Annotated in this window: 22 protein-coding genes; 8 read left to right on the top strand and 14 right to left on the bottom strand. The window is 56.1% G+C overall.

The genetic code is table 11. From position 1 onward, the window contains the following. The gene (locus tag VK738_17055) at positions 1 to 1,275 is read right to left on the bottom strand and encodes a cytochrome P450 (GenBank protein ID HTD24369.1); all 1,275 of its coding nucleotides are present in this window, start codon (positions 1,273 to 1,275) and stop codon (positions 1 to 3) included. Between the two features lie 42 nt (positions 1,276 to 1,317). Here VK738_17055 and VK738_17050 point away from each other — a divergent pair, with 42 nt between their 5' ends. Further along, a complete protein-coding gene (locus VK738_17050; GenBank protein ID HTD24368.1) occupies positions 1,318 to 2,046 on the top strand; it encodes a helix-turn-helix domain-containing protein in 729 nt (242 codons plus the stop codon). Positions 2,047 to 2,504: 458 nt separating this feature from the next. Here the strand turns inward: VK738_17050 and VK738_17045 are convergent, their stop codons facing one another. Further along, on the bottom strand, positions 2,505 to 2,939 hold the full coding sequence (locus VK738_17045) for a hypothetical protein (protein ID HTD24367.1): 435 nt from the start codon (positions 2,937 to 2,939) through the stop codon (positions 2,505 to 2,507). Between the two features lie 161 nt (positions 2,940 to 3,100). Here VK738_17045 and VK738_17040 point away from each other — a divergent pair, with 161 nt between their 5' ends. Further along, the gene (locus tag VK738_17040; GenBank protein HTD24366.1) at positions 3,101 to 5,194 is read left to right on the top strand and encodes a S9 family peptidase; all 2,094 of its coding nucleotides are present in this window, start codon (positions 3,101 to 3,103) and stop codon (positions 5,192 to 5,194) included. A 232-nt stretch (positions 5,195 to 5,426) separates the two neighbouring features. Here the strand turns inward: VK738_17040 and VK738_17035 are convergent, their stop codons facing one another. After that, positions 5,427 to 6,269 (bottom strand): YihY/virulence factor BrkB family protein, encoded by an 843-nt coding sequence (locus VK738_17035; protein HTD24365.1) that lies wholly within the window; start codon positions 6,267 to 6,269, stop codon positions 5,427 to 5,429. Between the two features lie 376 nt (positions 6,270 to 6,645). Between VK738_17035 and VK738_17030 the strand changes: the two genes are divergently transcribed. Continuing rightward, complete coding sequence (locus VK738_17030) at positions 6,646 to 6,852, top strand: cold-shock protein (GenBank protein HTD24364.1); 207 nt, start codon at positions 6,646 to 6,648, stop codon at positions 6,850 to 6,852. A gap of 170 nt (positions 6,853 to 7,022) precedes the next feature. Here the strand turns inward: VK738_17030 and VK738_17025 are convergent, their stop codons facing one another. The 9 genes from VK738_17025 to VK738_16985 all read right to left on the bottom strand — a co-directional run bounded on the left by VK738_17025 (position 7,023) and on the right by VK738_16985 (position 15,096). Next, on the bottom strand, positions 7,023 to 7,907 hold the full coding sequence (locus VK738_17025; protein HTD24363.1) for an alpha/beta hydrolase family protein: 885 nt from the start codon (positions 7,905 to 7,907) through the stop codon (positions 7,023 to 7,025). A 22-nt stretch (positions 7,908 to 7,929) separates the two neighbouring features. Then, positions 7,930 to 8,889, bottom strand: coding sequence for a Kdo hydroxylase family protein (locus VK738_17020; protein ID HTD24362.1), 960 nt, complete (start codon positions 8,887 to 8,889; stop codon positions 7,930 to 7,932). 46 nt (positions 8,890 to 8,935) lie between these two features. After that, positions 8,936 to 10,837 (bottom strand): tetratricopeptide repeat protein, encoded by a 1,902-nt coding sequence (locus VK738_17015; GenBank protein HTD24361.1) that lies wholly within the window; start codon positions 10,835 to 10,837, stop codon positions 8,936 to 8,938. A gap of 247 nt (positions 10,838 to 11,084) precedes the next feature. Beyond that, positions 11,085 to 11,507, bottom strand: a complete 423-nt coding sequence (locus VK738_17010; GenBank protein ID HTD24360.1) for a hypothetical protein — start codon at positions 11,505 to 11,507, stop codon at positions 11,085 to 11,087. A 274-nt stretch (positions 11,508 to 11,781) separates the two neighbouring features. Next, positions 11,782 to 12,351, bottom strand: a complete 570-nt coding sequence (locus tag VK738_17005) for a hypothetical protein (GenBank protein HTD24359.1) — start codon at positions 12,349 to 12,351, stop codon at positions 11,782 to 11,784. A 292-nt stretch (positions 12,352 to 12,643) separates the two neighbouring features. Then, a complete protein-coding gene (locus VK738_17000; protein HTD24358.1) occupies positions 12,644 to 13,024 on the bottom strand; it encodes a hypothetical protein in 381 nt (126 codons plus the stop codon). 254 nt (positions 13,025 to 13,278) lie between these two features. After that, positions 13,279 to 14,436 carry a tRNA epoxyqueuosine(34) reductase QueG gene (gene queG / locus VK738_16995; protein HTD24357.1) on the bottom strand — a complete coding sequence of 386 codons (1,158 nt, stop codon included), beginning with the start codon at positions 14,434 to 14,436 and terminating at the stop codon, positions 13,279 to 13,281. Between the two features lie 109 nt (positions 14,437 to 14,545). Beyond that, a complete protein-coding gene (locus tag VK738_16990) occupies positions 14,546 to 14,821 on the bottom strand; it encodes a DUF507 family protein (protein HTD24356.1) in 276 nt (91 codons plus the stop codon). After that, entirely contained in the window at positions 14,818 to 15,096 is a 279-nt protein-coding gene (locus VK738_16985) for a DUF507 family protein (protein HTD24355.1), read from the bottom strand. Before VK738_16985 ends, VK738_16990 begins: the two co-directional genes overlap by 4 nt. 256 nt (positions 15,097 to 15,352) lie before the next feature. Here VK738_16985 and VK738_16980 point away from each other — a divergent pair, with 256 nt between their 5' ends. The 3 genes from VK738_16980 to VK738_16970 all read left to right on the top strand — a co-directional run bounded on the left by VK738_16980 (position 15,353) and on the right by VK738_16970 (position 17,480). Then, positions 15,353 to 16,027: a glyoxalase superfamily protein gene (locus tag VK738_16980; GenBank protein ID HTD24354.1), complete on the top strand. Its 675-nt coding sequence runs from the start codon at positions 15,353 to 15,355 to the stop codon at positions 16,025 to 16,027. Positions 16,028 to 16,125: 98 nt separating this feature from the next. After that, complete coding sequence (locus VK738_16975) at positions 16,126 to 16,500, top strand: nuclear transport factor 2 family protein (GenBank protein HTD24353.1); 375 nt, start codon at positions 16,126 to 16,128, stop codon at positions 16,498 to 16,500. A gap of 74 nt (positions 16,501 to 16,574) precedes the next feature. Continuing rightward, positions 16,575 to 17,480, top strand: coding sequence for an NmrA family NAD(P)-binding protein (locus VK738_16970; protein HTD24352.1), 906 nt, complete (start codon positions 16,575 to 16,577; stop codon positions 17,478 to 17,480). 23 nt (positions 17,481 to 17,503) lie between these two features. Here VK738_16970 and VK738_16965 read toward each other — a convergent pair whose 3' ends face one another. Together VK738_16965 and VK738_16960 are read right to left on the bottom strand one after the other, a co-directional pair. After that, positions 17,504 to 18,115 (bottom strand): YiiX family permuted papain-like enzyme, encoded by a 612-nt coding sequence (locus tag VK738_16965; protein HTD24351.1) that lies wholly within the window; start codon positions 18,113 to 18,115, stop codon positions 17,504 to 17,506. Positions 18,116 to 18,239: 124 nt separating this feature from the next. Next, positions 18,240 to 18,512 carry a DUF3144 domain-containing protein gene (locus VK738_16960; GenBank protein HTD24350.1) on the bottom strand — a complete coding sequence of 91 codons (273 nt, stop codon included), beginning with the start codon at positions 18,510 to 18,512 and terminating at the stop codon, positions 18,240 to 18,242. Positions 18,513 to 18,781: 269 nt separating this feature from the next. Between VK738_16960 and VK738_16955 the strand changes: the two genes are divergently transcribed. After that, entirely contained in the window at positions 18,782 to 19,261 is a 480-nt protein-coding gene (locus VK738_16955; protein HTD24349.1) for a hypothetical protein, read from the top strand. A 659-nt stretch (positions 19,262 to 19,920) separates the two neighbouring features. Beyond that, on the top strand, positions 19,921 to 21,040 hold a 1,120-nt coding region (locus VK738_16950; GenBank protein HTD24348.1), incomplete at its 3' end, for a DHH family phosphoesterase.

Genomic DNA, 21,040 nt, shown 5'->3' with positions numbered 1-21,040 from the left:
TCAGTTCGCGTCCACGAAAATTGGAACCCGGGTGTTGGCCGAGGGGCGGTAGGTCACGGTTGCGGCAAGTTGCCTGGGATCAACTCCTGATTCCAGCAACTGTGCGACGCCGGCTTGGGCAATTTTTTTAGCGAAGGCTTCACCCGGACAGGCATGCACGCCCGCACCAAACGTGAATATGCGCCGGTTCTTTCTGTGGATGTCGAACTTCTCGGGATTTGGATTTGCCGCCGGGTCCCGGTTGGCGGCCGCCAGAAGTACAAGAACTGTGTCACCGGCGCTCATGGGCTGGCCGGCGATGATTCCGCTGTGGGCAGCAAAGCGGCGCGTGTTCTGCACTGGCGCATCGTAGCGAAGTGTCTCTTCGACGGCGTTCTCCAGCAGACTGCGGTCTGCTTTAATCTGCTCAAGCACATCGTGGTGCGTGCCCAGCATCAGCAGCGTATTGCCAATCAATCCCGCGGTGGCCTCGTATGCCTGGGTGAGGAAGCCAATGCCGTTGGCCAGAATTACGTCGAGGTTTTCCTCTCCAACGCGTTTTGCTTCCAAGGCCAGCGTGGCCAGCAAGCCTGCCGGCGTGGCTGGTTGTGATGCGAACCCGCAACGCGATGCCAACCCATGACGTGATGCCAACAAAGACCTGAACAGATCAAGCAGGTGAGCAGCGGCAACTTTGCCGCGCTCGATTTCTTCGGGGCGGCCGGCAGGCGCAAGACAGCGTACGAATTCCCCGGTCCATTGAGCGGTCTGGGGTAGCTTGTCTTCAGGAATGCCAAGCAAGCTCGCCATGACATATGCCGGCAACCGCAAGGCGAAATCCGCGATGCGCCGCAGATCACATTGCGGCTCGATCTCTTCCCCTCGCATTTCTCTCCAAAGCTGTTGCGCACACTTGCTGCCCACTGCCTCCACGTGAACTGAGGCAGCCGCATGCAAAGTCGCCGCGACCGCCTGCTTGAAGGGACAGTGCGCCGCGCCATCGTTCATGCGCACCAGGTGCCGGAAGATATTCTCTGCCGGCGTTCCCAGCAGCCCTTTGGGAACCGGCTCCGCCGTTGGACGAACCCGTAAAAGATGATTGGTCAAGACTGCGGTTACTGCCTCGGTACTTGCAGCCACCCAGGTTTGCGTGGATTCCTCCCAGTAGATCGGTCTCGAGGCAACCAACTCGGCATAGTAAGGATACGGATCTGGATCGGTCACGGCAGCGACCGGGTCTTGCAGCTTCGCGGGACTTTGAATCGGAATTGGGATCGGGATCGGCGGGATCGGCATGTCGTTGAATTATTTTGCATGTGCACGCTTCCACAATAGTTCATGTATGATCGAAGTATGGATGCAGGCAACTATTTATCTCGGGCCGGGTCTTTGATTGGCGAGCCATCTCGTGCAGCCATGTTATGGAGCCTGCTGGGAGGCGAGTCGCGGCCGGCCAGCGAGCTGGCCATGCTGGCCAACGTCTCTCCCCAAACCGCCAGCAATCACTTAAAGCTCCTTCTTGATGCCGGTTTCGTGAAGATGAAGGCGATGGGCCGGAACAAGTTCTACAGCTTGGGCGGCCCACCTGTGGCCGCGGCCCTGGAATCTTTAGCCGTTGCAGTCCATGGCAAGAGAGCCTCCGATGGCGCCGCGTACCACACCGCCCCGGAACTCGTATTTGCGCGTACCTGCTACGACCACCTGGCGGGTGAACTGAGCGTAGCCATATTGCACCGGCTGCAAGACAAGGATTACCTGCGCGAGCGTACCGGCGACTTCCACCTGACCAGAGCCGGAGAGAATTTTTTGCGCGGTTTGGGAATTGACTCGAGCGGTGCGCAGGCGCAACGGCGGCGCTTCGCTTACGCCTGCCTGGATTGGAGCCACCGCGTGCCCCATCTCGGCGGAGCTCTGGGAGCTGCCCTTCTGGAGTGGCTACTGCGCTCGCGGGCCATTGTTCGGCGGAAGGCAAGCCGAGCTGTACGCCTAACAGAGGCTGGGCAAAAACAAATGGATCGGATCTTTGCGATCAGAGTGACCCGCAGCGGCACCGCGATCACCCGATAAACTGGGCTATAGGTACCTGCCAAACCATCTCCTTACTGTCATGTTGAGCGGAGAGCCTGGAGAAAATCTGCAGCCTCGAGAGGGATGGGCGCGCAGTCGAAACGCCCCGACAAAGCCTTGCGAAAGAAATGCCGCCGTAGGGAATTCTCCCCAGAGTGTGTCCCCGCAACCGCAGGTCGTGACTTCTACTCGCGGCGATCGTTGCGCATAATCCCGGAATGTAGGGCGGGAAGCGGTTGCGCGCGCCCAGCCTGTTGCGCTGGCGGCGGCATCGGGAAAATTCCCTGATGCGGAATCTAGACCGCACCTTTTCGGGGTGTTTCGACTGCGCGCTTGAGATTCTGTAAGCTTGCCCATGGAGTCGTGGCGCTCCGCTCAACATGACAGAGGGGAGGAACATGGCGCGTGGAGGCTTTACAGAAACGCTGCTCTTCTTCCTCGCGGCTTGCCGCGCTGGGCTACTGTCGCTCTGGGACGAACTCACGATCAATAGCGGAAAAACTGCGAAGACAAACGTATACCAAAATCGCGATGGCGAGCATTCCCGCAATCGTCCGCCCATCCCATACGAAACTCGCCTGTAGCGGGACCGAGTATTCACCCCTGAAAACTCGACGGAAAGGACCGGGAGCTGTGAAGTAGAGATAAAGCGGCAAGCAGAGCAGTGAGGCCGTAAGCGCCATCGCCGCAGCAACTCGTCGAACCACAAACGTCAGGAACAGCGCGAGAACAAACAGACAGGTTCCGCTGTCGAACAGGCCGAGCACAGGGCCGGTGACCCTGCCTCCGCTAAACTCGGTTCCTTCAAGAAGGCTAGGGTATCTCCATGCCACGATCGCACACAGCAGACAACTCGCGGCCTGCAACAGCTTTTGTTTTCGATCTTTCGTCATCCACATAATTCTTAGCATACGCGCGGCAACCGCCACCAATGCTAACGGTAGACACCAACCGCAGGCTCTTTGTTCCGTAACGGAAACCGAACGTCACCAAGGGGCGTTGCATGACAAGCTGCTCTGATTCTTCTAGACTACTAAGTTTGTCTGGAGTTCCCATGAGACTTCGTTTTGCAGTTGTTTTCTTCCTGCTTCTCAGCTCTGCCGGTTTTGCCCAATCCAAACATCCATTCACCTTTGAGGACATGATGGCGCTCAAGCGCGTAGCCGAGCCCGTGCCTTCTCCCGATGGCAAGTGGGTGGTCTTCGCCGCGCAGGATGTTGACCTGGAGGCGAACAAGAAGACCCCGCATATCTGGATTGTTCCTCTCGCCGGCGGCGACGCGAAAAAGATTAGCGACGATCCTGCCGGGGAAGACCGTCCGCGCTTCTCGCCCGATGGCAAGCGGCTGATCTATACCTCGGCCAAAGATGGCAACTCGCAAATCTGGGTCGCCGATTTTGACGCTGAGAGTGGCACGCTGAGCGGCGCCCACAGATTAACTTCAATCTCCACCGAAGCCGATGGCGCTGTCTGGTCGCCCGATGGCAAAAATATTCTGTTCGTCTCCAGTGTGTATCCCGATTGTCCGGACGATGCCTGCAACAAGCAGCGCGATGACGAGCGCGCCAAATCCAAGGTGCAGGCCAAGATCTTCACCCGGCTCTTCTACCGCCATTGGAACAGCTACACCTCATTCAAGCGCAGCCATCTTTTTATAATTGCTGCCGATGGGGGAACGCCGCACGATATTACTCCGGGCGATCACGAGGTGCCGCCGTTCAACCTTGGCGGGCAGGACATGTACGCCATCTCTCCCGACGGGCAAGAAGTCGCCTACACCAGCAACCACGACGAGGTAGAAGCGGCCAGCACCAACAACGACATCTTCATCGTTCCCATAACGGGCGGAGAGGCGAAGAAGATTTCCACCAGTCCGGGCAGTGACGACACGCCGCTCTATTCACCCGACGGAAAGTACATCGCCTGGCGCATGCAGAAGCGCGCCGGATTCGAGAGCGACAAGTTCAATCTGGTGATCTATGACCGCAAGAGCGGCGAGATCAAAAACCTGACAGAGAATTTTGATCTTTGGGTGGGTTCGTTCGTCTGGGCTTTGGATTCGAAGATGATCTACTTTACGTCGGAACAGGCGGGCCAATCGCCAATCTTCGAAGTTAATGTGGCAGCAGGCAATGGGCCGTTCGTCGCGATCGTGGCGGGACACAATGACGACCTAACCATTACCGCGGATGGAAAGACGCTGCTATTCACGCGCATGTCGGTTAAAGCGCCAAACGAAATCTACGGCGTCAATATCGCAGACACTCGCGCGCTAAAGGTCATCGCCGGAACCGAGGAAGAATTGCTCAAGCCGGGAATGGGCAAGCAGCTTACTCATCTCAACGATTCCGTGCTTTCCCAGATTTCCATGCAGCCGTTGGAGCCGTTCATGTTCACGGGCGCTGGGAAGACCCAAGTCGAGGGCTTCATCCTCAAGCCGCCGGGCTTTGACCCCAGCAAGAAGTATCCAGTAAAGTTCATCATTCATGGCGGGCCGCAGACCATGTGGGGTAACTGGTGGTCCTATCGCTGGAATTTCGAACTCTTCGCGGCTAGCGGCTATGTAGTGGTCCTGATCAATCCGCGCGGCTCTACCGGCTACGGCCAGAAGTTTGTTGACGAAATCAGCGGCGACTGGGGCGGCAAGCCGTATCAGGACTTGATGCTGGGACTCGACTATGCCGAGCGTACTTATCCGTTCATTGACAAGAACCGCGAGTGCGCCCTGGGCGCCTCCTATGGCGGATACATGGTGAACTGGATCATGGGCCACACCAACCGCTTCAAGTGCATCGTCTCACATGATGGTATGTTCAATACCGAGTCCGCTTACGGCAGCACGGAAGAGCTTTGGTTCAACGAGTGGGAGTTTAAAGGCATGCCCTGGACGAATCGCGCGCTCTACCGCAAGTGGTCTCCGCATCTGTTTGCTGCAAATTTCAAGACGCCAACGCTCGTCATTCACAGCCAGAAGGATTACCGGCTGGATGTCTCCGAGGGCTTCCAGCTCTTCACAACGCTGCAACGTTTGAAGGTGCCATCCAAAATGCTATATTTCCCGGATGAGGGCCACTGGGTGCTCAAACCTCAGAACAGCCGTCTGTGGTACCAGACAGTAAATGGTTGGGTGGATCAGTACTTGAAGTGATTGTGTAATTGCAAATTGGGCAATCGGGTAATTGAAAATAGCTGCAGAAATAATGTCCCGCTCACAAAGAGACCAGGGCTAAAGCCCAAAACTCCACGAGCCTTACCCCCGGCTAAAGCCGGGGGCTCCCACCGATGCGCGCACAAGCGCGCAACAAAGGTATGAGGTTTTGGTACGGGGCTTCCACCGACCACACGCTAAAAGCTAAGGGCTAAAAGCTGAGAGCTTCGAGCTAATCCGGCGTATAGGCGGCGCTGTAGGCCCCCGCGAGCAGCAGCAATCCCGATAAATACGCCCAGAAGATCAGCGCTACCGAGACTGAGAAGGGTCCATAGACCTCCTGAAAATTCATGTGGGGCAGGGCGGCTATGTAGGCGTATTTCATCAGCTCCCAGAGAATGCCGAAGATGATTGCCGCCGGCAGAACGCGGCGAATCTTGACTTTGCCGCTGGGCACGAGCCAGTAGATCAAAAAGAACATGCCAATGCTGGCGGTGGTGGTCACCAGCTTCATGACCACGAATGCGCCCAGGTGGAAGGTGGGATTATGGCGGGGGCCCCCAACGAACTCGGCTATCAGGTAGTGGTTTCCGACAGCGGTCACGCCAATGGAAAGCAGCGCCAATGCCCCACACGCCAGGGCCAGCATGGCCCCTACCATCTGGTTGCGCCACCACGGGCGGCTCTCCTCAAATTTCCAGATGTGGTTGAGCGCCACCTCCAGCGGCATAAAGACCCCGCGTGTCGCCAGGAACAACAGGATCAAGGAACCTATTTGCACCTGTTTACGGGCGTTTACCAGGTCGTCCAGGGCCTTGATGACGAGGTCCTGGCCGATGGGAAGGTGGTCCCGCAGGATCTGCAGCAACACATAGTTCATGGCCTTGGACTCGAATACCCTGCGGACAATCATGATGATGACGATCATGAAGGGGAAAAAGGCCAGCACAGCATAGGCGGCCACCGCCAAAGAGAAGGTCTGCGCCTCCGGAGTTATGAGATACCGGCCAAGAGAGAGCCAGGGGCCTCCTAAGGGCTTCTTGGGTGGGGTTTGGCGCGAGTCAGCCTGGGGCACGAAGCGATGTTACCAGACTATGAGAAAAAATGGCCCGACCGGTAATTACTGAAATGTTACATTGAATCTCCGCTCAGGTTTGCTCAAAAGCTATTGCCAAAACTCAGGGTTCTTGTATCATCGCTTTTCGTTTTTGCGTTCGTTCCGGCGCAAAACCTGGCCACAGGCCAGACGGTTGTGATTGATGTTTCGGCTTTTCCTCTCCAGTTTTCATCGCAAGAACTGGCCAAGCTGCTCCGCACGGCGAGCAGTCTCTTCCTGGGATGATTAGGAGGCGAGCCGGCCCATTGATCACTAGCTCTTCGTCTCCGTAGGAGCGGCAAAACCGACCACGGTAGAAGAGGATTTCATTTGAGAGAGGCGAAAGGAGTTGTCTGTGAAAGAGAAGGGTACAGTGAAGTGGTTTAACGGAGCCAAGGGATATGGCTTCATTCAAAGGTCAACCGGCGAGGATGTGTTTGTGCACTTCTCCGCCATCCAGGGGAACGGCTATCGCACACTCAACGAAGGCGAAACGGTAGAGTTCGAATGCATCAAGGGGCCAAAGGGCTTCCAGGCGGCCAACGTCGGCCGCGGCGCATAGAACCTCGCAAAAACTCAAACCACTCAATTGCTCACCCTCTCCGGCGGAGAGGGTTTTTTGTTTTTCAGCTATTAGCTTTTAGCCATTAGCTCTTGGGTTCCTACGTCTATGTCGGTCCGCGCAGCTTTTCCGGCACATCAGAGAAGGTTTTACTTCCAGCCAGGCGCAGATCAGCCTTTTGGATTGACGTGCTCGAACAGGCTTCGAAAGACGCTGGGCAGCCACTCCTCGCACTGGTTCCAGTTATGATCCCCGGGAGTAGTGTGGAACTCATATTGAAATTGGCGCTTGGCCAGCAGCGCTGCGAAGGCGCGGTTCGAGGGCGGCAGGCCTTCCTGTTCGCCGCAGGTGAGAAACAGGTACGGCATTTTTGCAGGATCGGCGGAGCGGGCGAGCACAAAGGGATCGTTATCGTGCCGCGTCTGGCTTCCCCATGGCCCAAAAATCGAGCTGTGGAATCGCCACTGTTGAATTCGTTTGATGGAGAAGGGGAGGCTGGGAACATCAACCGCAGGACTGATGCCGGCAGCGAAGACAAATAGCTCTGGATAGCGGAGAGCCAGCTTGACTGCTCCGAAGCCTCCCATGGAAACCCCGACGATGGCGCGGTTGTTGCGGCCTGCTGCTACCGGGAATTTGCTTTCAACATCGGTGATGAGATCGTTCACGATGTAGTCTTCGTAGCGGTCTTGCGGTCGCTCGGCCGAGTTTGTGTAGTACGAGGAGTTGCCCTCCGGCATGACCAGAATCACGTTGTGCTCGGCGTAGCACGCAACATCGGAGTAGTTCGACCAGTCGTGAAACCCGCCTCCGCCCCCATGGAGCAGATAGATCACCGGCAGCTTTTCTCCGCGAGCGATGCTTGCCGGGAGGATAACGCGATACTGCATGTCGCGATTGAGCGCGGCGCTATGAAACGTGACGTCGCGCAAAGCCACTTTGGGAGTGAGACGGGGATGATCGGGTTCCGCTTTTTTCTTGCTGCAGGCGGTGAGCAACAGCAGAACAACAAAGCAGAGCGCTACAGCCGAGCGTACAGGTTTATTTGCTTTCATGAATGCTTAAGCGTCTGAGTTTTTACCCGAGCGCCGTTTCGCTCATCTTTTCCAGCACATCAATCGGCGCCACTTCGGGCGCGACCAGCGCCTCTCGTGGCACGATGTAGGTATGCTCCAGGGCGTATTGTCCGCTGAGAGCGGCATGTGGGACGCCATCGGTGTAAACCATCCAGGTGCAATTAGGCGGGAACTCCGAGCGGGCATGCTCTTCCTTCTGATACGGCCCATTTTCTTTCAGCCAATCGTGGAAGTGCAGCATGAAGAGGTCATAAGCGGAGCGGTCGGCGAGCGGCAGGCCCAGTCCGCGAAAAGCACGGGTTGCACTGCGGCGCAAACGGAAGAGCGCCGAGCGCGACTGCATGGCGTAGTAGCTCAATCCCGCATCTTTGGCGAAGCGGGGAGCCAGTTCGTGGAAGGGTTCGCCTGTCCGCCAGATGCGGGGCACGGTGGGATTCAGGTTGTTAAAAACCCGCAGGATGCGCGCCCCGCGTGTAGGGCGCGTGGGGAATGCATCCACGTGCAACAGGTCATTGCGCTTGTGCAGGGGCAGATCGCGTCCTTGCTCTTCCAGGGGGCGGAAGCTGGCGAAATCGAGGACCAACTTCCCCGCGTAGGGCGCAAGAAACGAAGCCACGAACTGCGTAATCTGCCGGGAATATTCCCGCATGATGCTGTGCAGGCGCTGCTGGTCACTGGAGTTTTCTGCCGAAGCGCCGCGCAAAATATCCTGCTTGGGGCGATAAGAAATATTTTTGTGAAAGCGCGAGCCGGTTTGCTTTTGCGAGATGAGAAAAGCGCAATCCGCGGCCGGCAAATCAAAAGGCACGCCGGGGAAGAACAAGATGCGTCCGGCTTCGAGCTCGTGGCAATATTCCAGCGAGCGCTGTGCGGGCTGAGAAGCGCTCCAGCCGCCGGGATAACGATAGTCCTCAATCTGCAGCCAGGAGCGGGCGCTTGAGGTTTGTGAAAGAGAAGTCATAGCGCAATACTGCAAGTTTACTGTATTTTCGGCTGTTGAATTTCTGCTATTGAATCTCTAAAGACACCAGATCGCCCTTATCGCTTGAGGCCTCGCGATAATTCACCGCAACCTTCTGGCCGTTCCATTCGCAGGAGAAAGAATCGGTGCCGACCAGCACCAGCTTGTCGCGGTCTGCAATCGACATACTCCAGACTTTTTGACCGGTGCTGGTGTGAACCGCCACATGCAGCAGAGCGGAGGAATCTCTGGCGCAATCAACATTAACCAGCGTGCCTTTGAGGAACCTGATGGGGCGCTTGTCTATTTTTAACGGCGCTGGCTTCTGGGCTGAAGCCGCGGTGGGAACCGCCGAGGTCTCCGCTGGATTTTCTGTCGTTTTGAAACCGGCCTGTGTCATCTGTGTGCCGTTTGTCCCCCACTCTTTCTCCTTATAAACCGGATAATCCCTCACCATGTGGGACGGCGCTCCGTGAGTCTTATACTGCTCAATCAACTCCAGGTTTTTGCTGGCATTCGCGCTGATCACCGGGTCGTCGCTCAGTTTCAGCCGTTGGAAGATAGCTTCGGCGTCGTCCCATTTGCCGGCGGCGATGAGACACTGGCCAAAGACTGTTTGAAACTGCAGATTGCGCGGACTGAGCCCGATAGCAGCTTTGCTGCTCTCCAGGGCCGCGTCGGTTGCGCCCTGCTCTATCTGCACGGAAGCCAACAGGTTGTAGGCATCGGGAAACTGCGGGTCAAGCCTGATCGCCGTCTGCAGGTGAGCCAGCATGCCCGGCCAATTCTCCTCGGTGCCTGAAGCTTCCGCCTGCTCGTGCATCAGGTAAGCCGAGTAATAGTGTACCCGCGGATCTTTCGAGTTCAGCACCGCGGCCCGCTCGAAGTGCGGCGCAGCTTTGGAGAACTGATTTTGCAGCAGGTAGGCATAGCCCAGGCCACGATGAGCCACGGCATTATCCGGATCGGCGCCGAGAATTTGCTGGAATTCGTCGACCGATTTCTCAATGTAATCGGGAGAGTGCAGGTGAACGTCTGCCAGGATCGCCTGTGAATCCAGCGGCCGCAGCTTCTCCGATGTATAGATCATGGTTTCCATCTCTGGCAGGTCAATTGTGTAGCCGTACATGCGATCGCCGTTGAGGTAATCGTGGATTTCACGGTCGAAGTGCGCAGCATCCATCCCGAACGCCTGTTGCAGGGCCTGGGCAATAGGCACCTGCTGGCTTTGCGTCAGGCTAAAGTATTTGGCGGCCTGGTCCATTTTTTTGGTGTCGAAGAGGTAGTGGACATAGAGCCAGGATTGTTCGTAGAACAACGAGCGGTAATCGCCGTTCTCGTTGTAGACCTTGGAATCGTGCCGCACGCTGAACAGGTCGGTGGTGTGAAACAAAGGATTTCCCCGCAGCGTTTCATAGGCGCCTTGAGGCGCAAGGCCCATCTGTACCTGGTTCCCTTTCACCTGCACTTGGATGGTTGAGAAATATTGGGCGAAACCCTCGTCGAACCAGAGCTGCGTGGGCGGATAATTTCCGTTCAGAAGTAAATGCGCATACTCGTGGAACACAACCTGGTAGGGGTCTTCCACCGAGAGATCTAGCAGGATGAAGTTGCGGTCCTGGCCCCCCTGGTAGAGTCCCGCGACCTGGACAGGCTTGCCTTTCCAGAGCGGAACAAAATCACGCAGCTCGTGCGTGTTGCGAAACGCAACAATTTCGAGCGGCACCGGAGTGTTGACCGTCTGTTTGGAAAATAGCGTCCCGAACACAAAGTACATCTGCTCAAAGCGTAGGGCGACCTCGCGGGCACGCCGGTCGCCGGCGTCGGAGACCACGGAAAAATGCTGCGAATGTACCTCAATCCAGTCTGGATCTTTGGCGCGGCAGGGAAGCGCAATCAGAACAAGTGCGGCGAGAACAACGGCTACAAAAGGCTTGTTTCCAAGCATGGCTTACATCTCCAGGAGAGAGGAGATAAAAGCTTACATCAAGAGGATACCTCCTCGCTCGCGAGGATACAAAAATTTTGCAATGGCTTGTTTTCTTGATTGCCTGTTCCGGCATCGTGCCTGTCAACTTGCTTTGCGAACAAATATTTAAATTCATATTGGTCCGTGTGAATCCCTGGCGAGAAGTTTTAATGAATATAAAAAAAGCCCCTCTTGCGAGGGGCTTTTTCACCCACATCCAGCCGGATTAGTGATGAGCGGTTGCGCGGTCATAAATAAAACCGCCCAGACCACCGGCTATCGCCCCAATGCCTGCGCCCTTCTTGCCACCCGCCAGCGCGCCAATTCCAGCTCCAGCGGCCGAGGAGCCGGCGACGATCAGCACGGAGTGCATCGTCGAGCGGTGATGACTCACCACTGGTTGAGGAGCTGGCTGGGAGTAGGCCGGCGAATATGTGGGTTGTGAATTGTAATACGCCCGGCGCAGCCGCGCATGCGGCGGCGGCGTGACGTAAGTGTCGTCTTGCGTCGGAGTGTTGCTCGCCAGCGGCTGCGAATCATTGGGGTTGTTGTTCATCAGCCGTGGATAGGCGAACAAAGTCAGTGCGCAAACCGTGATTGCCGTTACCAGTGATGTAACAATCGCGGTACGAACCAATGAGCTTTTCATATTCAACCTCCATCCAACTGCCAGGGATAATCGCAGTTGCCATGCCAAATTTGTCTTCCCGGTAAGTTGCTGATATCCGGCGGGTTGAATGCCGGCGGGAGGCTCTGCAGTATGTAAGTTCTACTAAGTAAGTAAACACTTACATTCTTTCTGAAAAATCGCTGAAAGGGAGCCTCTTGGAACATGTTCGGCATTGAGCTGTCCTTGGACGAGCCGAAGCGATCAAAATAAAAAGCCTCCCTTGCGAGAGGCTTTTTATCCTCCGAACCGGGGTTTAGTGATGGGCGGTTGCCCGGTCAAAGATCAAACCTCCAAGACCCCCGACGATCGCCCCGATACCTGCGCCCTTGCCACCGCCGGCCAGTGCGCCGATTCCAGCTCCGGCCGCCGCCGAGCCGCCAACAATCAGCACAGATTTGCCCAGCGAACGATGCTGCTGATACACCGGCTGGGGGGCCGGCTGGTTATAATCCGGCGAATATGTGGGTTGAGCATACGAGCGCTGCCTGTCATCTCCCTGGTTCCAGTTCCCGTTGCGGTCGCGGCTGTCTTGCCCACGTGGAGTACGATAAGAATCGTCCCGCTGCCGGGCACGGTCGTCCGGCTGAGAATAATAGTGTGAGTCATCTCCGCCCTGACCCTGGTCGCGCTGGTCACGGGGAGCACGATAAGAGTCATTCTGCGCTTGGCCATAATTTCTGTCCGGCTGCGAATAATAAGAATCATTTCCGTTGCGGCCGTCGTTTTGCCGGTCTCGCGGCGCGGCACTCAGCGGCATGGCATAAGCCAAGAGTCCAGCCACGAGCGATGTCACAATCACGTTACGAAACAATGGGCTTTTCATATCAACCTCCCTGTGGTGAATCCCATTCTAAAAACTACCTTCTGCTAGTGCAGACGGCGTGCCAAAGTGCCTGGATGAGCAAGCCGCTGATGGCGAACAGGTTAGCCTTCGAGTGAAATCGCGTCTATGTAAGTTGTTCTCAGTAAGTAAGTGAACACTTACATTCTTTCTGAAGGATTGCTGAAGCGGTGCCTGCTGGGTTGGTTGGGCAGGGTGCCACCTGCAATGAACTGAGCAATCCAATAAAAAAGCCTCTCTTGCGAGAGGCTTTTTATCCCTCCGATCCGGGGTTTTAGTGAATGGTTACCCGGAAGAAGACTCCCGAAGGGCGCCGGCCATCATCCCGGATGTGTTCGCCACGGTCGTGTCGAAAATCCGAGCGCTGCCAGTCATCGCCCCGGCCCCGGTCCCAGTTACGGTCGCGGCCGTCTCGTTCACGTGGCGCCCGATAAGAGTCGTCGCGCGAGGATCGCCAGTCACGGCGAAAATCATTCGCGTCGCGGCTTTGATCACGCTGGTTACGATAAGAGTCGTCCCGTTGCGAATAGCGCGCGTCATTCCCGCGCCCGTTGCCGTCCCTCTCCTGTGCCGCGGCACTCAGCGGCATGGCGCAAGCCATGCCTATCGCCAGCGCTGCTGTCACAATCGTGTTACGAAGCAATGTACTTTTCATATCAACCTCCCTATGGGTAAATCCAATTCAAAAACTACTCCTGTTAGTGCAGATGGTGTGCCAAAGTGCTGGCGCGAGTAAAGGACTGATAGTGGATGAGTTAGCATTCGAGCCAAATTAGCTTCGTGTAAGTTGTGCCGCTAAGTAAGTAAACACTTACATTCTTCCTGAAGAAACCATGAAAGACGGGCCGGGCAGCGCCGGTTGTCGCGTAGGAAGTTTGCCCGCATGATTTTTAGGGCCTTGCAGCGAGTTTATTTTTTCTGAATTTGTTCGATGGCCCACTGCGCATGTTGCGCCACATCGGGATCCGAATCTTCCGCCAGCTCGCGAAGCTGGGGTAAAAAGCTGCTCTCTCCGCTGTTCCCCATGGCAATCACCGCGTTGCGGCGCAATCCGGAATACTTGGCGCGCTTAATGGGCGAACGTCGAAAGGCCTTCTGAAAATCTTCCCGGCTCATGCCAGCGATCTGCTCCAGCGGCGGATTCACCAATCCCGGTCGCGGCTGGAATTCTGTGGCTTCGGTTGCCGGAGCCTTGGGCAAATGGTTCGTCGCCCCACCGTTCCACGGGCAAACGTCCTGGCAAATGTCGCACCCGAAAATATGGTTCCCCATGCCGGAGCGCAACTCTTGGGGAATGCTCCCGCGTTTTTCAATGGTGAGATAAGAAATGCAGCGCGTGGCATCGAGCTTATAAGGCTCCACCAGGGCGCCCGTAGGGCATGCCTCGATGCAACGCGTGCAGCTTCCGCAGCGGTCTTCAACAGGCAAATCGGGAACAGGAAAATTGGGAACAGGCGAATCCGGGACCGGCAAAACAGGATCAAGTTCGACTGAAGTCAGAATCACGCCCAGGAATATCCACGACCCCCACTGCTGGTTGAGAATGCAGGTGTTCTTTCCGATCCAGCCCAACCCGGCGTACTTGGCGTAAACCCGTTCGACCAGCGGACCGGTACCCACGTAGCAGCGTGTGGTGATCTTGGAAATTTCTGTGCCTTCGTCCGCGCCCGCGCTCTCTGCCTCAGAGCGAATGCGTGCCTCCACCCGCCGCAGCTTGCGAAGGAGGGAATCGTGGTAGTCTTCCGCGCTCCAGGCATAGCGCGCGATCCAGCCGCGAGTTTTGTTGTGCGCTACCTCGGTGGAATAGGGCTGGGCAGTGTTGTAGTTGATGCCGCAAACAATGACCGAGCGCGCCCAGGGCACCGCCGATTGCAAGGAAGCACGCTTCAATTTGCCTTGTTCATCCCGCGTCTTGAGGTAATCCATTTCGCCGGCGTAGCCCGCTTCGATCCAGGAAGGGAAGTACTCAAGCTCAGCAAACCCTGTGCCCTCGAGCGCGACCACACCACAAAGCTCAAAGCCGGCCTCTTGAGCGGCGCGTTTGGCGACTTCGGAGAACTGCTTCATAGGCAGCGAAGAGGGGAAGAGAAAAAGCCTGAAGAACTATTGTAGGCGTTCTATGCTGGCGGCAGAAAAACAGAATGCATGAAACAAGACGGGTACTCGGTGATCAGGTTTATATCCCGAGCTTCTTCACTTCTTCGTTGTAATACTTCCTATAGAGAATGTCCCACTCAGGAGTGCCTTCCATGATGGTGCGTTTCTGGCTTTCGATCTTCTGGCGGGCGGCGGCGTCAATTTTGGCTTCTTTGCCGAGCAGGTCTTCCAGGATCTTGCGCACCTCCATGCGGATGGTGTTGCGGTCTTCTACAAATTCCACGCCGTCAATTTCAGCCAGCTTATCGGCCACAACGTGGGCCACCTTGTTCATCTTGTCGCGCGAGAGCCTCACAGCACCGCCTTGTATTTGCGCACCAGTTCGTTCTTGACCTTTTTGAACATCTCCTGGTAACTGGCGCCAGATTTACGCATTTCGTCGGAATATTGCTCCAGGATGGCCCTCACCTCGTCATGGATGCGGTCTTCCAGGCCCAGCTCATCCTGCATGGCGGCATGCACTTTTTCAGTAACGCCGGCCACGTCGGAGGTCTCAATCATCTCCGTTGCAATTAGTTTTTTTACGGTTTCACGGGCCAGATAGCCCACATATTCCTTAGAAAAGAGCATGGGTGTTTTGCGATGTAGTGCCGAATTAAAAATTTTAACACAGGCAAGCAGCCAGCGCGGCGCTCAGGGCAGGTGATAATGTCTCAGCTTGAATTTCAGCGGCCACATTGAGACGTTGGCGGGAAAACGAGTTATGCTGTTTTGACAGTAGGTTGCGTTCCGGTCTAGCATAAATCTGTTCCCCTGTGGGGCACGTCGGCATCCCTGCCGAAAGGGCTAGGCCCGCCCGCTGAAAAATCTCAGCAGGAATGTGCCTATGCCAACCATCGAGACATACCGCAAGCAAGCGAAGCTGCTGCTCCGCTGGCATCGCGAAGGGGACTATTCCATTGGCGGGAGGGTACGCAGGCTCGAACGCTACCAGTCTTTGACCGACCGCGAAGTATTGGCGCTTAAGTTCACTCTTACCGTGGCGCAGGAGATCGTCGCGATGGAAGCCGGTTATCAGAGTTGGGCGGAGCTGAAAGCGGCAACGGCCGGAGCACCCAAGACGCCGCGCACTTCGTCCGGTCAGCAGTTCCTGATGAATGTGAGGCCGGTCCTGCTCGTGCGGGATGTTAAGACATGCGCCGCCTTCTTCCAACAGAAGCTTGGCTTCGAGATCGACTTCCTCCATGGTCTTCCTCCGTTTTACGGCGCGGTATCGCGAGACGGCGTTTGTCTGCACATCCGCTACGTGCAGCAACCCTTCTTCGCACAAGCCGCCGTTCAGGAGAAATCGGTGATCTGCGCTTCTATTGAAGTCTCAAACGTGCAGGGTTTATTTGAGGAATTCAAGGCGCGAGGCGTGGAGTTCGCGCAACCACTCACCAAGCAGGCCTGGGGTGGAACTGATTTTCACGTACGAGATCCCGATGGCAATGCCATTTCCTTCGTTGAACGTCTCGACCTCGTCATGCGCCTCCCTTCTCGTAGCCAAAATTCAACCTGAGACAATACTGGGCAGGTGGATGGCCGGGTGCGGTCTCCGCAGGCCGCGGTTTCCCTGGGGTGATCGGTTCGATGTAGACTCAATTTAGAGGCAGTTCTGTGTCTACAAAACCAAGCGTAGTGATGCCAACCCAGCAGTCGGTCCTCAAGAAAGCCTATGATGCGTTCAACGCCCGGGACATTGATACGGTTTTGACCACGATGCATCCTGATGTGGATTGGCCCAACGGCTGGGAGGGAGGCCGGGTTCACGGCCACAACGGCGTCCGCGAATACTGGACGCGGCAATGGGCCGCCATCAATCCTCATGTCGAACCCCTGCGCTTTCATGCCGGCGAATCGGGTCGAACAGTTGTGGATGTCCACACCACTGTCCGCGACCCGGCGGGAAACGTCGTGGTAGACCAGATGGTCCAACACATCTATCTCTTTGCAGACGGCCTGATCCGCAGCATGGAAATCCGAAAGCCTTAGAGGCAGCACCCGCGAAAATTTTAAAGCAGCATCCCCAGCTCCGATTGCATCAATAGCAACATTAGGAGGTGATTATGTACGTCGTTACTGGAGCTACCGGAAACACCGGCCACGTCGTCGCCCAGAAGTTATTAGTCAATGGTCAGAAGGTGCGAACCGTCGGTCGCAGTGCCGACCGCCTGCAGGCCATCGCAGCCGAGGGCGCCGAACCTTTCGTAGCCGATCTAATTGACAAGCAGGCCCTCACCAAAGCCTTCACCGGCGCGCGCGCGGTCTATGCCATGGTTCCGCCGCCCAGCGCCAACACCCAGGATTATCGTGCGTATCAGGACCGCATCAGCGATGCCATTGCCGCCGCCCTGTCCGCGGCAAAAGTTCCATACGCCGTGACGCTCAGCAGCTTCGGCGCCGATAAGCCCGACAAGACCGGCCCGGTCGTCGGGCTGCACAATCTTGAGCAGAAACTCAACCAAATCGCTGGACTGAATGTTCTGCATCTGCGCCCCGGTTATTTTATGGAGAACACTTTCTCGCAAATTGACATCATTCAAGCCATGGGCATCACCGCTGGCCCGCTGCGTCCGGATTTGAAGCTGCCCATGATTGCCGCGCGCGACATTGGCGCCGCCGCTGCCGAAGAGCTGCTGAAACTGGGTTTTCAGCAGAAGCAGACGCGCGAACTTCTGGGCCAGCGCGACCTCACCATGACCGAAGTCACGGCGACGATCGGGAAAGCTATCGGCAAACCCGGCGTCGTCTACAAACAGCTTCCCGACGAGCAAGTTCGGGCGGCGATGGTCCAGATGGGCATGTCGCTGGACATGGCGAACCTCATCCTGGAGATGGCAGCAGCCTTGAATTCAGGTCACATGCGGACGCTCGAACCACGCTCACCGCGAAACACAACCCCAACTTCGTACGAAGTCTTTGTTGCCGAGCAATTTGTTCCGCTGTATCAAAGAAAAACTCGCGCCGCGTGAGAGTAGCGGGAGATCGCGAGGGATCAATTCTCAGCGATCGTCACCAGAAGAGGTGACCGAAACATTGCACCCGGTGAGATGACTGGTTCCTCCAGCGGAACGTGGTTGCCGTAGCGCTGCCGCATCTTGGCCTTGACCACTGGATCGTTGAGGTTGAAGTCCTTGAGGTGTTGCAGTTCGCCGATATGAATATTGAGGGCCCGGTCGTAAAGCTTCCACACCAGCTCAGAGCAATAGATTCGATCATCAGACCACTCAAACGTCAGGTCATAGCGCCGGCCCTCGAATTGGCTGGTCGTTGCGCGAAGTTTTGCGAGCCCGTCGCTGGTTAAGAGCGTAGGCGCATCTTTGAGCCGCTTGATGACGTAGTGGCCACCTTTACCTCTGGCAATCCAGCTTGTGAGGGGAGTGTAGCGAACCGTTGCAATCGCCTCGAACACGTAGGGTTTGCCGTTGCGGAAGAAAATGATCCCCATGTGACTGTACGGCGAAGCAGTAGCCCGCTGAATGGCCACACTCTGGGATGATTGCGACGTTTGAAAGATGATATCGCCGTCTTGAAGCGTGGCAGGCGAAGCCTCTGCTCTCCAAGCAGCGGTCGCCAGCAGAAAATACAACAACAGTGCTCTATGCATCGGCTGATTTACTCTTTGTCTGACGATCAGGATTCATAGTTTTTCGCCATAGCCCAGCTTCGCGTTTACATTCATTAATTCCTTCAGAGGATTGAAAGTGCAGGCAGGCCTGTCATATTAAAACTCACATTACACTGTCATTTCCCTTTTCCTCAAACTCTTTCTGGATGTTGGCCATGTTTTCCTTGAGCATTTTTTTGTACTGCTCACAGTAGTATTCGATGGCCTTTTGTTGGGTTTCATCCTTGCCGTCTTTGACGAAGAAATTAAATGCATTGTACCTCGCCGAGGCGTACATGATGGCTGCACTGATACGAGTAGTTGGCCATTTTTTACTCAACTCATTAGCCAAATGAATGAATTTGTCCGCAACATCAAAGAACTCGGGATTCGCCAAGGTCGGCTCCTTATTTTCGGTTCTACCCTGCAGTCTAATCAGGCCAACAGAGCATCACCACGATTATCCCAGATGTTCAACGGCATGACTCGTTGCAAAAAAGAATCCTCCCGGCTCCACATCGTGCCCTTTGTGGTTAGCATTTGTCTTTCTCAGCGCCTCCGCGTCTCCGCGGTGGAATTTCGCTTCTCAGGCGAGTGCAAGAATTTATAATTTAAGGCGGGGAATACATTGACCCCTGCTCTGCCTGCGTGTTAGCGTAACCCTCTGTGAGATTTCCTGCTCATCATCCGCGCATGTTAGACGACCTGCATAGCGTAAAAGACGACATGACCGCCTTCATTGAAGGTCACGGGCTGAAGCGCTTCCTCGGCTATGTGACCGAAGAGATTTCGACCGTGAATTGGGAGCCGGGCGACAACCCCGATTCCTGGAAAGATTTTGTCGAGCTCGCCAAGGCTGGTGGCGCATCTTTTCTTACCATGAGCGACGTGGTGTTGGAAAAGGAAGAGCTCGATTTCCTTATCGAACGCCTGCGCAACGGCGGATATCCCAGCGACGAAGACCAGGAAGAGGCGCGCATGCTGCGCGTCTACAGCGGCAAAACCGGATTTATCCAGCTCGGCTGGCCCTGCCAGGGAGTTGTATTTCTCTACGAAGTCTCCACCGAGTGGTATGACCGCTACCAGCGGCTCATGGACCTCGCCGATGAAATCGGCGGCTTCATGATCGACGAACCGGAAGAGTGATCGCTTACTGCTGACCGCAGATTTCATCTCACCCTGTTTCCCTGGTATCACCAGGAAAAACTGATATCATTCTGGCACCAAACTCTTGGTCTTTAAGCGGTTTTGGCGCATCATTGCCCTTGAAGTGTCAGAACCCTTAGAACAAGGGTAAGGGAGAAACCTGCCTCGAACGAGTCGAGGTTTGCTGAGCCCTTAAAAGCTCTTTGAAAACTTGGTGCCTGCCGGACGAGCGCGAGCGATGGCAAGAACGTTAGCCGCCTGATCCTTGGAACTTGAAGTTTGCAACTTGGAGCTGTTTTTAACTACCCAGCAAGTCCCCCAACCCAGCTCGATTTTCGCCAGTAAAGACGCGGGTCAGACGCAATTTTGGGCACGTCAACCATAAGCTAGCAAGTGCGTGGGGGGCACAGTCCCACTCTGAAAATCAGCGTTGATCCGCGTTCATCTGCGGTGAAAGATTTTTCGGTTGCTTTTCTGAGTACTGAGGACTGAGTACTAGCCAGCAAGCCCCCACTCTTGACCGATTTTCGCCAGTAAAGACGCGGGTCAGACGTGGTTTAGGGCACTCCAGCAAGTGGGGGTCAAGTGGGAGCATCCCCGTTTTCCACAGTGTTACTGTCGCACTCCTGCTGTAATCTATTCCTCACATGCGCTGGATCGTGAAGCCGCCGGACCCCGCCGCTGCCAGGGGTTTAAGTTCAGAAGCGCAAGTCTCGCCCCTGATCGCGCATCTCTTGTTACAGCGGGGAATCACCAGCGCCGAGCAGGCGCAACTCTTCCTGAAGCCGGCGTTGTCGCATTTGCACTCGCCTTACCTGATGCTGGGCATGAGCGCTGCTGTCGAGCGGCTGCGTGCCGCAATTGCCGGCAAAGACACCATCCTGATTTACGGCGACTACGATGTGGATGGCACCCTGGCCATCGTAATTCTTAAGAAGGCGATTGAACTTTGCGGCGGTGTCGCCGATTTTCACGTGCCCCACCGCATCAAAGATGGATACGGCATGAAGAGCGATGTGATCGAGCAGGCCGCCGCCGCTGATGTGCGCCTCATCATCAGTGTTGATACCGGCATACGCGCCTTCGCCGCCGCCGAAACCGCACACCGCCTGGGGTTGGACCTGATCGTCACCGATCACCATCTGCCCGAAGTTACAGGAATTCCCCAGGCCCTTGCGGTGCTGAATCCCAACCAGCCAGGATGCGGATATCCCTGCAAGGAACTGTGCGGAGCCGGGGTCGCCTTCAAGCTGGCGCAAGCTCTGCTCGAAGGCGCCGGACTCGAACGCCTGCTGCCTTCATTTATCAAGATGGTCGCTATTGCGACGATTGCCGATGCCGTGCCGCTGATCGGCGAAAATCGCGTACTGGCGAAGCTCGGCCTGGCAGGTTTGCGCAAACCGGTGAATGCCGGATTGAAAGCGCTCTTCGAAGTGGCGTCAGTTGGCGGCAACGGAAGCGCGCCCTCGGCATCGGATGTGGCTTTTCGCATCGCTCCGCGTCTCAATGCTGCTGGGCGCATGGATGTAGCCAACGACGTCATCGAACTGTTCACTACGCGCGAGACGGAGCAGGCACAAAAAATTTCTGCCAAGCTGAACCAGCTCAACGCCGAGCGGCAAAACGAAGAGGCGCGCATTGTTAAAGAACTACAGGAGCGGCTCGATGGCGATGCCGCGCAGCGCGAGCCTTACTGCCTGGTGCTCGATGGCGACGGCTGGCACCGCGGCGTGATCGGAATTGTTGCCACGCGTGTGGTCGAGCGCTACGGACGTCCCA

This window comes from Terriglobales bacterium, assembly GCA_035487355.1.
GTDB lineage: Bacteria > Acidobacteriota > Terriglobia > Terriglobales > Acidobacteriaceae > QIAW01.
This window is presented reverse-complemented; position numbering and strand designations above follow the sequence as displayed.

Excerpts from the sequence above, each read along its gene's own strand:
- VK738_17005 (HTD24359.1), bottom strand. The coding sequence starts at position 12,351 with ATGAAAAGCCCATTGTTTCGTAACGTGATTGTGACATCGCTCGTGGCT.
- VK738_16965 (HTD24351.1), bottom strand. The coding sequence starts at position 18,115 with ATGCATAGAGCACTGTTGTTGTATTTTCTGCTGGCGACCGCTGCTTGG.
- VK738_17055 (HTD24369.1), bottom strand. The coding sequence starts at position 1,275 with ATGCCGATCCCGCCGATCCCGATCCCAATTCCGATTCAAAGTCCCGCG.
- VK738_17040 (HTD24366.1), top strand. The coding sequence starts at position 3,101 with ATGAGACTTCGTTTTGCAGTTGTTTTCTTCCTGCTTCTCAGCTCTGCC.
- VK738_17025 (HTD24363.1), bottom strand. The coding sequence starts at position 7,907 with ATGAAAGCAAATAAACCTGTACGCTCGGCTGTAGCGCTCTGCTTTGTT.
- VK738_17045 (HTD24367.1), bottom strand. The coding sequence starts at position 2,939 with ATGACGAAAGATCGAAAACAAAAGCTGTTGCAGGCCGCGAGTTGTCTG.
- VK738_17020 (HTD24362.1), bottom strand. The coding sequence starts at position 8,889 with ATGACTTCTCTTTCACAAACCTCAAGCGCCCGCTCCTGGCTGCAGATT.
- VK738_17050 (HTD24368.1), top strand. The coding sequence starts at position 1,318 with ATGTATGATCGAAGTATGGATGCAGGCAACTATTTATCTCGGGCCGGG.
- VK738_17015 (HTD24361.1), bottom strand. The coding sequence starts at position 10,837 with ATGCTTGGAAACAAGCCTTTTGTAGCCGTTGTTCTCGCCGCACTTGTT.
- VK738_16985 (HTD24355.1), bottom strand. The coding sequence starts at position 15,096 with ATGCTCTTTTCTAAGGAATATGTGGGCTATCTGGCCCGTGAAACCGTA.
- VK738_17000 (HTD24358.1), bottom strand. The coding sequence starts at position 13,024 with ATGAAAAGTACATTGCTTCGTAACACGATTGTGACAGCAGCGCTGGCG.
- queG (HTD24357.1), bottom strand. The coding sequence starts at position 14,436 with ATGAAGCAGTTCTCCGAAGTCGCCAAACGCGCCGCTCAAGAGGCCGGC.
- VK738_16970 (HTD24352.1), top strand. The coding sequence starts at position 16,575 with ATGTACGTCGTTACTGGAGCTACCGGAAACACCGGCCACGTCGTCGCC.
- VK738_17010 (HTD24360.1), bottom strand. The coding sequence starts at position 11,507 with ATGAAAAGCTCATTGGTTCGTACCGCGATTGTTACATCACTGGTAACG.
- VK738_16980 (HTD24354.1), top strand. The coding sequence starts at position 15,353 with ATGCCAACCATCGAGACATACCGCAAGCAAGCGAAGCTGCTGCTCCGC.